This window comes from Streptomyces kebangsaanensis (assembly GCF_001906585.1).
Taxonomy (GTDB): domain Bacteria; phylum Actinomycetota; class Actinomycetes; order Streptomycetales; family Streptomycetaceae; genus Streptomyces; species Streptomyces kebangsaanensis.
Map to the genome: position 1 here is coordinate 38,139 of NZ_JUJA01000152.1, position 7,914 is coordinate 46,052.

Annotated in this window: 9 protein-coding genes; 4 read left to right on the forward strand and 5 right to left on the reverse strand. The window is 72.9% G+C overall.

The annotated features are described in order from the left end of the window. A partial coding sequence (locus tag RH94_RS44510) for a helicase HerA-like domain-containing protein (RefSeq protein WP_234426026.1) occupies nucleotides 1-759 on the forward strand: 759 nt, incomplete at its 5' end. Between the two features lie 16 nt (nucleotides 760-775). Here RH94_RS44510 and RH94_RS24890 read toward each other — a convergent pair. Both RH94_RS24890 and RH94_RS24895 read right to left on the reverse strand, forming a co-directional pair. Further along, entirely contained in the window at nucleotides 776-1,468 is a 693-nt protein-coding gene (locus RH94_RS24890) for an HdeD family acid-resistance protein (RefSeq protein ID WP_073950106.1), read from the reverse strand. Between the two features lie 85 nt (nucleotides 1,469-1,553). Next, entirely contained in the window at nucleotides 1,554-2,150 is a 597-nt protein-coding gene (locus RH94_RS24895; RefSeq protein WP_073950107.1) for an HhH-GPD-type base excision DNA repair protein, read from the reverse strand. Between the two features lie 127 nt (nucleotides 2,151-2,277). Here RH94_RS24895 and RH94_RS24900 point away from each other — a divergent pair, with 127 nt between their 5' ends. Continuing rightward, the gene (locus RH94_RS24900) at nucleotides 2,278-4,182 is read left to right on the forward strand and encodes a copper resistance CopC/CopD family protein (RefSeq protein WP_199881052.1); all 1,905 of its coding nucleotides are present in this window, start codon (nucleotides 2,278-2,280) and stop codon (nucleotides 4,180-4,182) included. 20 nt (nucleotides 4,183-4,202) lie between these two features. Here the strand turns inward: RH94_RS24900 and RH94_RS24905 are convergent, their stop codons facing one another. Then, nucleotides 4,203-5,096, reverse strand: a complete 894-nt coding sequence (locus RH94_RS24905; RefSeq protein ID WP_073950108.1) for a DUF72 domain-containing protein — start codon at nucleotides 5,094-5,096, stop codon at nucleotides 4,203-4,205. A 127-nt stretch (nucleotides 5,097-5,223) separates the two neighbouring features. Here RH94_RS24905 and RH94_RS24910 point away from each other — a divergent pair, with 127 nt between their 5' ends. Together RH94_RS24910 and RH94_RS24915 are read left to right on the forward strand one after the other, a co-directional pair. Next, nucleotides 5,224-5,529 (forward strand): hypothetical protein, encoded by a 306-nt coding sequence (locus tag RH94_RS24910; RefSeq protein ID WP_234426027.1) that lies wholly within the window; start codon nucleotides 5,224-5,226, stop codon nucleotides 5,527-5,529. A 29-nt stretch (nucleotides 5,530-5,558) separates the two neighbouring features. Then, complete coding sequence (locus RH94_RS24915) at nucleotides 5,559-6,518, forward strand: DUF2637 domain-containing protein (protein ID WP_234426028.1); 960 nt, start codon at nucleotides 5,559-5,561, stop codon at nucleotides 6,516-6,518. Between the two features lie 14 nt (nucleotides 6,519-6,532). On the opposite strand, the gene RH94_RS24920 is transcribed toward RH94_RS24915, so the two are convergent. Both RH94_RS24920 and RH94_RS24925 read right to left on the reverse strand, forming a co-directional pair. Continuing rightward, the gene (locus RH94_RS24920) at nucleotides 6,533-6,949 is read right to left on the reverse strand and encodes a YeeE/YedE thiosulfate transporter family protein (protein WP_073950110.1); all 417 of its coding nucleotides are present in this window, start codon (nucleotides 6,947-6,949) and stop codon (nucleotides 6,533-6,535) included. Then, nucleotides 6,949-7,617, reverse strand: coding sequence for a YeeE/YedE family protein (locus RH94_RS24925; protein WP_073950111.1), 669 nt, complete (start codon nucleotides 7,615-7,617; stop codon nucleotides 6,949-6,951). Before RH94_RS24925 ends, RH94_RS24920 begins: the two co-directional genes overlap by 1 nt. Between the last annotated feature and the right edge of the window lie 297 nt (nucleotides 7,618-7,914).

Genomic DNA, 7,914 nt, shown 5'->3' on the forward strand with positions numbered 1-7,914 from the left:
ATGTGGCTGCTCGCCGACCTCTTCCACGACCTGCCGGAGGTCGGCGACGCGGACAGGCCGAAGCTGGTGTTCTTCTTCGACGAGGCGCACCTGCTGTTCAGCGACGCGTCCAGGGCGTTCCTGGAGTCGATCACCCGGACGGTGCGGCTCATTCGCTCGAAAGGGGTCGGCGTCTTCTTCGTCACCCAGTCCCCGAAGGACGTGCCCGCCGACGTACTGGGTCAGTTGGGCAACCGGGTCCAGCACGCGCTGCGCGCCTTCACCCCCGACGACCAGAAGGCCCTGAAGGCCACGGTGCGGACCTTCCCCGACTCCGCCTACGACCTGGAGGAGGTCCTCACCGGCCTCGGCACCGGCGAGGCGGTGGTGACGGTGCTGAGCGAGAGGGGAGCGCCGACCCCGGTCGCGGCGACCCGGCTGCGGGCGCCCGAGTCCCTGATGGGCCCGGTCGACGGGGCGGCCCTGGACCGTGCGGTGCGGGGGTCCCCCCTGTACGGCCGCTACGCACAGGCCGTGGACCGCGAGTCGGCGTACGAGAAACTCACCGAGGCGCGGGCCGCCCGGGCCGGGGAGACGGCACCCGCGGAGCCGAAGGGCGCCCGGGCGCCCCGCGGCCGGCAGCGCGCGGGCGAGGAACCGTCGGTCATCGAACAGGTCGTCGGCAGCGGCGTGTTCAAGTCCCTGGCCCGGTCCGTGGGCACCCAGCTCGGCCGCGAGATCACCCGGTCCCTCTTCGGCACGACCCGCAGGAGGCGGTGAGCGGCCCCGGCCGCGGTCACACGGTGTCCGGGATCCGTTCGGCGTGCCCGCGGACGCGGAACGCGGTGACGATCTCGATGACGCCGACCACCACCAGCCACCAGCCGGCGACCACGGTGAGGACGGCGACCGACCGCAGCGGCGAGACGATCAGGACGATCCCGGCGGCGAAGGTGAGGACGCCGAGGAAGATCTGCCAGCCGCGCGCGGGCGCGTCGCGGTGGTGGACGGCGGCGATCGTCTGCGTGATGCCGCGGATCAGCCAGCCGATGCCGATCCACAGCGCGAGCAGCAGGATCGACTGCAGGGCGCCGCGGAAGCAGAACAGGCCCAGCAGGATCGACAGGGCACCGCTGACGAAGGCCAGCACGCGCAGCGAGGTCGTCCTGTGGGTGCCGAAAGCGGAGACCAGCTGGAGCACGCCGCTGACCAGGAGGTAGACGCCGAAGAGGATTCCGGCGACGAGCAGGGAGGGGCCCGGCCAGAGCAGCACCAGGATGCCCAGGACCAGGGTGGCCACGCCGGCGGCGAGGACGGCCTGCCAGGCGGCGCGGGACATGAGGTGCAGCGGTCCTTCCAGCGGCTCCTCCGGTGGCGGTTCGTGGTGCGGTGGCGGTGCCGTCCCCGAGTGTCGTGGGTCACGTGCGGCGTGGACGCGGCTGTCGTCGTACCCGGGCCCCTGGGGGCCGGGTCCCGGTGGCTCGGTCATGGTTCATGCTGGAACGCACGCGCGCGTGCCGCCACCGGGGGCCGGCCGTCCGGCTGACACCGGCGGGGAAGGAAAGGGACGCGGGTCACTCGTGGGGCTCGGTCCCGGCCGCCTCGGCCGCCGCCCTCGCCTCCTGCTCGTACGCCCGCACCTTCGCCAGCGACTCGGGCCCCGTGACGTCGGCGACGGACCGGAAGGACCTCTCCTCGCCGTACGCCCCCGCCGCCTCCCGCCACCCGGCAGGCCGGACACCGAGCTGCTTGCCGAGCAGCGCGAGGAGGATCCGCGCCCTCTGCTCGCCGAACCCGGGCAGCTCCGCCAGCCGTCGCAGCAGTTCCTGCCCGCTGTCGACGTCCCGCCAGATCGCCTCGGGATCACCGCCGTAGTGCTCGACGAGGTAGTGGCACAGCCGCTGGATCGACCTGGCCATGGACTCCGGGTGGCTGTGCACGGCCGGCTTGTCCGACAGGAGCCGGACGAAGGTCTCCGGCTCGAAGGCCACGATCTCGTGCGCGTCCAGGTCGTCGGTGCCCATGCGCCGGGCGATCGTCGACGGCCCCTTGAACGCCCACTCCACCGGGATCCACCGGTCCAGCACCATTCCGACCAGCACGGCGAGCGGACTGCGGCCGAGGAGCGCGTCGGCCTCGGGGTCCTGGGCGAGGTGCAGAGGGACGTCCATCCCCCGATGGTCACCCGCCGCGGCGCGGGGCGCAGCCGGGCGGGGGTTTCCGTCGTCCCGGTGAACGGAGTGCCGTCTTCCTCCGTACTTCTTCAGAAGCCGGCAAGTTCCCAGACGGAGAAGCGACGTGACCGTACGGCGACCACTTCGGGTGCTGACGCTGCTCGGCGCCGTACTGGTCCTCCTCCTGCTCGGCGGAGCCGCTCCCGCCTTCGCCCACGCGGACCTGCGCGAGGCCGACCCCGCCGACGGAACCGTCCTGAAGTCGGCGCCCCGCGCGATCACGTTGGCCTACTCCGAGTCCGTCGCCCTGCTCGACGACTCCTTCCGCCTGTTCGACCCCGAGGGCCGACGGGTGAGGACGGGGCAGCCGCGGCATGCGCCGGGCCGGTCGGACACGGCCCAGGTGACGTTTCCGGACGGGCTGGGCGAGGGCACCTTCACCGTGGCGTGGCGGGTGATCTCGGCGGACAGCCACCCGGTCTCCGGCGCCTTCACCTTCTCCGTGGGGAAGCCCTCCCCGACACCACCCGCGATCGACACGGGCCCCGACCAGCACCCCGTGACCGGCAGCCTCTACGACCTCGGCCGCTACACCGCCTACGGCGCCGCCGCCCTGCTCATCGGCGCGGCCGCCTTCATCCTGCTGTGCCGTCCGCCGGACCCCCGCCCGCTGCGCAAACCGCTGGTCGCGAGCTGGTGGGCGGCGCTGGCGTCGACCCTCGTCCTGCTGGTGCTGCGGGCCCCCTACGAGACCGGGACCGGCCCGGCGTCGGCCTTCGACCTCACGGCCGTCTCCCGCACCCTGAGCAGCCGCCCCGGCCTGGTCCTGATGGCCCGCCTGGCCCTGCTCGCGCCGGCGGCCGTCTTCCTCGTACGGCTCCTCCGGCGCCGGCCGGACCAGGAACCCGCGCGCGCGACCCCGGCGGTGGGCGCCGTGCTCGCCCTCGCCCTGGCGCTGACCCTGGCGGCGTCCGAGCACGCCTCGGCCGGCATCCAGGTCCCGGTGGCGATGACGTCCTCGGCGCTGCACGTGCTGGCGATGGGGGTCTGGCTGGGCGGGCTGACGGCCCTCCTCACGATCCTGCAGCGCGTGACGGAGGACGAGCCTCGAACGGCGGCCCCGGACGGCGACGGCCCCGCGCTGACGGCGGCCGTGGCCCGCTTCTCCCGGATCGCCTTCGGCGCCGTCACCGTCCTCGTGGTCACCGGGGTCTACCAGTCCTGGCGCGGCCTCGGCTCCTGGAGCACGCTTACCGGCACCGCGTACGGACGGCTGCTGCTGGCCAAAGTGGTGGCGGTGGTGCTGATGCTGGCCGTGGCGAGCCTCTCGCGGCGCTGGACGGCGCGGCTGGTGACGGTGGACGGGGAGACGACCGCCGTACGGGCCGGGAAGTCGCGGACGGTGGTACGCGAACGGATCCCGGAGCCGGCGATCCCCGAAGCGGCGGGCGGGACGCGGCTTCCCGAGGCGGAGGAGGCCGGGGAGGAAACCGGGGAGAAGCCCGGGGCGGGGGAATCGGCGTCCTCGCCGGCGTCCGACGCCTGCCGTCGTGCCCTGCGCCGCTCGGTCCTGGCCGAGGTCGCCGTGGGCATCGCGGTGCTGGTCGTCACCACGATGCTGGTCAGCACCCTCCCGGGCCGCGTGGCCGCCGAGGCGGCCGAGGCCACGCCCGTGGCCGGAGCACCGGGCGCCTCCGTCACGATGATCCCGTTCGACTTCGGCACCCCGGGCGGCCACGGCACGGTGCAGGTCACGCTGGTGCCGGGCCGCGTCGGCCAGAACGCGGTGGAGGCCGTGGTCTACGGCCCCGACGGCGGCCTGAGCAGCGTCCCCGAGCTGCGCCTGTCCCTGTCCCTGCCCGCACAGAAGATCGGCCCGATCGACGCGAAGCTCACCAAGAGGGGCGGCTACTGGGGCACCGACACCCTCAACCTCCCGATCGCCGGCGACTGGACGATGAAGGCGACGGTGCGGGTGTCGGAGACCGACCAGGTGAGCGCGGAGCGGAAGATCCGGATCCTGCGCTAGTCAGCCGGATGCGCGACTGGTCAGCCGGATGCGCGACGTGGAACGCGGGACGCGGAGGGCCGGCCGTCGAGCAGCGAGCGCATCCGCTCGGCGGCCCGGACCGCCGCGTCGCCGCAGCAGTTGTTGAACAGTACGTGGAGCCGCTCGACGCCCCCGGCGAGGCAGTGCAGCCGCGGCACCCACTCCTCGAGCTCGTGGTCGGCGTACTCGTACCGGAACCGTTCCTCCTTGCTCCCGGTCCCCCATGCGGGGCTGCGCCCGTGGAAGCGCACGACGGACAGCCGCGCCGAGGTGACGGGCGTGACCGGTGGGACGGAGGAGGGCAGCGTTTGCACCATGTCGACGCCGACGGCGGCGAAGCCGTACCGGCGCAGCAGCGCGGCGGTCGTGCCCGCCTGTTCCTCCCGCCACCACGCGGGGTGCCGGAACTCCACCGCGACGGGCCAGCCCGCGGTCCGTTCGGCGCACTGGGCCAGGAGCGCCTCGGCCCGCGCGCCCGGCCGGAACCACGGCGGGAACTGGAACAGCACACAGCCCAGCCGTCCGCCGCGCCGCAACGGCCCGATCCCCTCGGCGAACCGCGCCCACACGGCGTCGAGGAACTTCGCGTCACGGGGGTCGTACGACGTGCCGCGCAGCTCCTCGGGCAGCGCGCCGCGCCGGGCCGGATGCCCGGTGAGCAGCGAGAACGCCTTCACGTCGAAGACGAAGTCCTCCGGGGTCCGCTCGACCCAGAGCCGGCTGTTCCGCTCACCGGGAAGGGCGTAGTACCCGGAGTCGACCTCGACGACCGGGAACCGCGTGGCGTAGTACCGCAGCCGGCCCTCGGCGCCGCGTGACCCGGCCGGATACCAGCCGCTGCGCACCAGCGCCGGGTCCGTCCACGAACACGTACCGACCAGGATCTCGCCCATGGCGGACGGTTACCCCCGACCGGCGCAACGTCACCGTGCGAGCGGGTGGCAACACAGCTCCGAACGGTCGAATTCCTTCACCCGTTTGCCGCGCATCCGGGGAAAGTCGGACGGCGTTAGTCGGGATATGACCAAGACAACCAGGGAAGGGCACTGGGGTCTGCTCATGGGGCGGGAGCGAGAGAACACGAGCGCCGCCGCACGGGCGGTGCCGCTCGGCCCCCATACCTGCCTTCCTGCCCCGGTGCACTCGTCGGCCGCCGTCAACGGCACCCTGACCAGAGGTGATTACCCGGTCGCGCTGAAGGTGACCGAGCCCCTGCTGCGGGATTTCCTGGATGCGATGAGCACGCTGGAAGCCGACCTCGCCCGCCGCTGGGTCGGTTCGGGGGCCCGGTCCGCTTTCTCAGGAGCGGAACAGTCGACTGCGTGATGTATGAAGAACGTATTGACCGTCGTTCGGTGAATTTCACTGGCCATTCAACTGACTATCCAGGTGATCAGGACCCCTGGGGCTACTCGGGTCACCCGGGCTTCTCCGGCTGCTCGCCCTACCCGGACGGACATCAGGAGGCCGGTACGGGCCGCCACCGGGCTCCGGCGGAGTTCTTCTCGACACCGCTGGTGCCGCCGGACGAGGCCTGGGACCCTGCCGAGGAACTGGCCTTCATGCTCCAGGACGCGATGCAGGAGCACGGGCCCGCCGCCCCCACCGTCCGGGGCGAGGCACCGGTCGTCACCGAGCCGGCCCCGAACACCCCGGACAGCTCAGGCAGCCCGAACACCCCAAATACCCCGAGTACTCCGAGCACCCCGAGCACCCCCCTGGAGAACCTCCAGCAGATCACCGCGGAGCTGCCTCCGCTGAGGGAGGCCGCCCGCCGCCACCGGAAGGTCCGGGAACGCAAGCGCCCGAACGTCCTGCGGACCGCCAGCCACGTCATCGCCGCACTGACCGCGATGATCGCCTCCGCGGTGAGCTTCTTCGGCGGAATGGTCGCCTACGACCCGCTCCGCGTCGTGGCCCTGGCCCGTATGGAGGACGGCCTCGCCTCGTGGTGGCCCCTCCTGGTGTACGGCCCCTGGCTGGTGGCGTCGCTGTCGGTCCTGCGGGCCGCACTGCACCGGCGCCGCGCCGTCCACTCCTGGTGCGTGGTGCTGATCTTCTCGTCCATCGCGATGCTCCTGTGCGTCGTCCAGGCGCCCAGGACGCTCGTCGACATCGCGGCGGCCGCCCTGCCGGGCCTGGCGTCCCTGGCCTGCTTCCAGCAACTCGTACGCCAGATCACCCTGACCCGCCCACCCCGCCGCACAGCCCCCCGTCACCGCCAGCCCCCCGCCCCCGCCTCCACCGCCGCCCGCGGCACCGGCCGCACCACGACGACACGCTCCCCCGGGGGAACGACCGGCAGGAGGATCTGACCGCCGGCGCCCGGCTACAGCTCGCAGGAGCCGCGGTCGAGGTGGAAGTACCGGGTGCCGGCCCAGCGGCACAGCCGGATACCGACGACGACGCCGACGATGGTGACCAGGGCGGGCAGGTACCCACTGGCAACCTGGACGATCGGGATCGCCGGGCAGCCGCCCGAGATCGCCCAGCCCGTACCGAACAGCACCGCGCCGGGGACCACACCGGCGTGGATGCGCCCCGGGGTGCGGCGGACCCGCAGCAGCGCGAACACGCACACGATGAGGGCGACCGCGCCGGCGAAGGCGAGGAACATGCGCAGGTCCTGGAAGGTGAACATGCGGTTCAGCTCGGCGTAGTCGCCGAAGCCGATGTTGGTGACGACGTAGCCGAGGGCCAGCCCGGTGATGATGTTGGCCAGCAGAACCGCGCCCCGGGTACGCATCAGATCACCTTCCACAGGAGGAACGACACCCCGACGGCGGTGCCGAAGAACACGGCGGTCGCGACGATGCTGACCGGTCGCAGACGGCCGCAGCCGTTGAGCCCGTGGCCGGAGCTGCACCCGCCGGCCAGCCGAGTGCCGAAACCGACCAGCACGCCGCCCAGGAACAGCAGGACGACCATGGTGAGGGGATCGGCGGTGACCAGGTCCCGGAAACCCGGCCCCATGTCGTAGCGGATCTGGAACCGCCCGGAGGTGAACGCGGCGATCAGCCCGCCGAGGAAGACCGACACCAGCAGGGCGGCCTGGGTGAACAGCGGGGCCGGCCCCGCGCCCGTGACGGAGGCGGTCTCATCGGGCGTCCGTTCGACGTCCGGGGGCGGCGGCTGCGACTCCCCGTACGGAACCTGGTACGGCGCCTGCGGCGCGGCGGGCGCGCCGGCTCCGGTTCCGAAGTGCTCCGCGGTGGCCGCGGCAAGCGCCTCGACGAGGGCCTGATCGTCGGTGAACTCCTCCTCCATCCGTTCGAGGCGGCGTTCACGGCGCCAGTGCAGCACGCGATCCCACGCCGACGACACCCCGAAGGACCGGTCGGTGACGAGGGTGTAGTTGATGGTGACCAGAGCGAGCCCGACAGCGCCCGCCCACCAGGGCCAGTACGTACTCATGCGGGGTTTCTCATCCAATCGGCGAGTCGAGCCCACCAGCCGCGCTTCGGACTGTCCGCCCGGCGCCCGTGCCCGACGGGGCGGTCCGGCGGCTGGGTGATCCGTACGGGCGGTGACGAGAGGTGGGGCCGGACCGGTGCCGACGGGGATGCCGCTTCGAACGCGGCCGTGGTCCCGGGTGCCGTGGTCCCTGGTGCCGCGGCCCATGGTGCAGGGCTCCCGGATGCCGCGGCCCATGGTGCCGGGGTGCCGCATCCTGACGGTTCGGGCTGTGGCGGCGGGGCCTGCCGGGCCGCC

What these genes read in the sequence shown, in the direction of transcription:
- RH94_RS24890 (WP_073950106.1), bottom strand. Translation starts at nt 1,468, where the DNA reads ATGACCGAGCCACCGGGACCCGGCCCCCAGGGGCCCGGGTACGACGAC.
- RH94_RS24895 (WP_073950107.1), bottom strand. Translation starts at nt 2,150, where the DNA reads ATGGACGTCCCTCTGCACCTCGCCCAGGACCCCGAGGCCGACGCGCTC.
- RH94_RS24905 (WP_073950108.1), bottom strand. Translation starts at nt 5,096, where the DNA reads ATGGGCGAGATCCTGGTCGGTACGTGTTCGTGGACGGACCCGGCGCTG.
- RH94_RS24910 (WP_234426027.1), top strand. Translation starts at nt 5,224, where the DNA reads ATGACCAAGACAACCAGGGAAGGGCACTGGGGTCTGCTCATGGGGCGG.
- RH94_RS24920 (WP_073950110.1), bottom strand. Translation starts at nt 6,949, where the DNA reads ATGCGTACCCGGGGCGCGGTTCTGCTGGCCAACATCATCACCGGGCTG.
- RH94_RS24925 (WP_073950111.1), bottom strand. Translation starts at nt 7,617, where the DNA reads ATGAGTACGTACTGGCCCTGGTGGGCGGGCGCTGTCGGGCTCGCTCTG.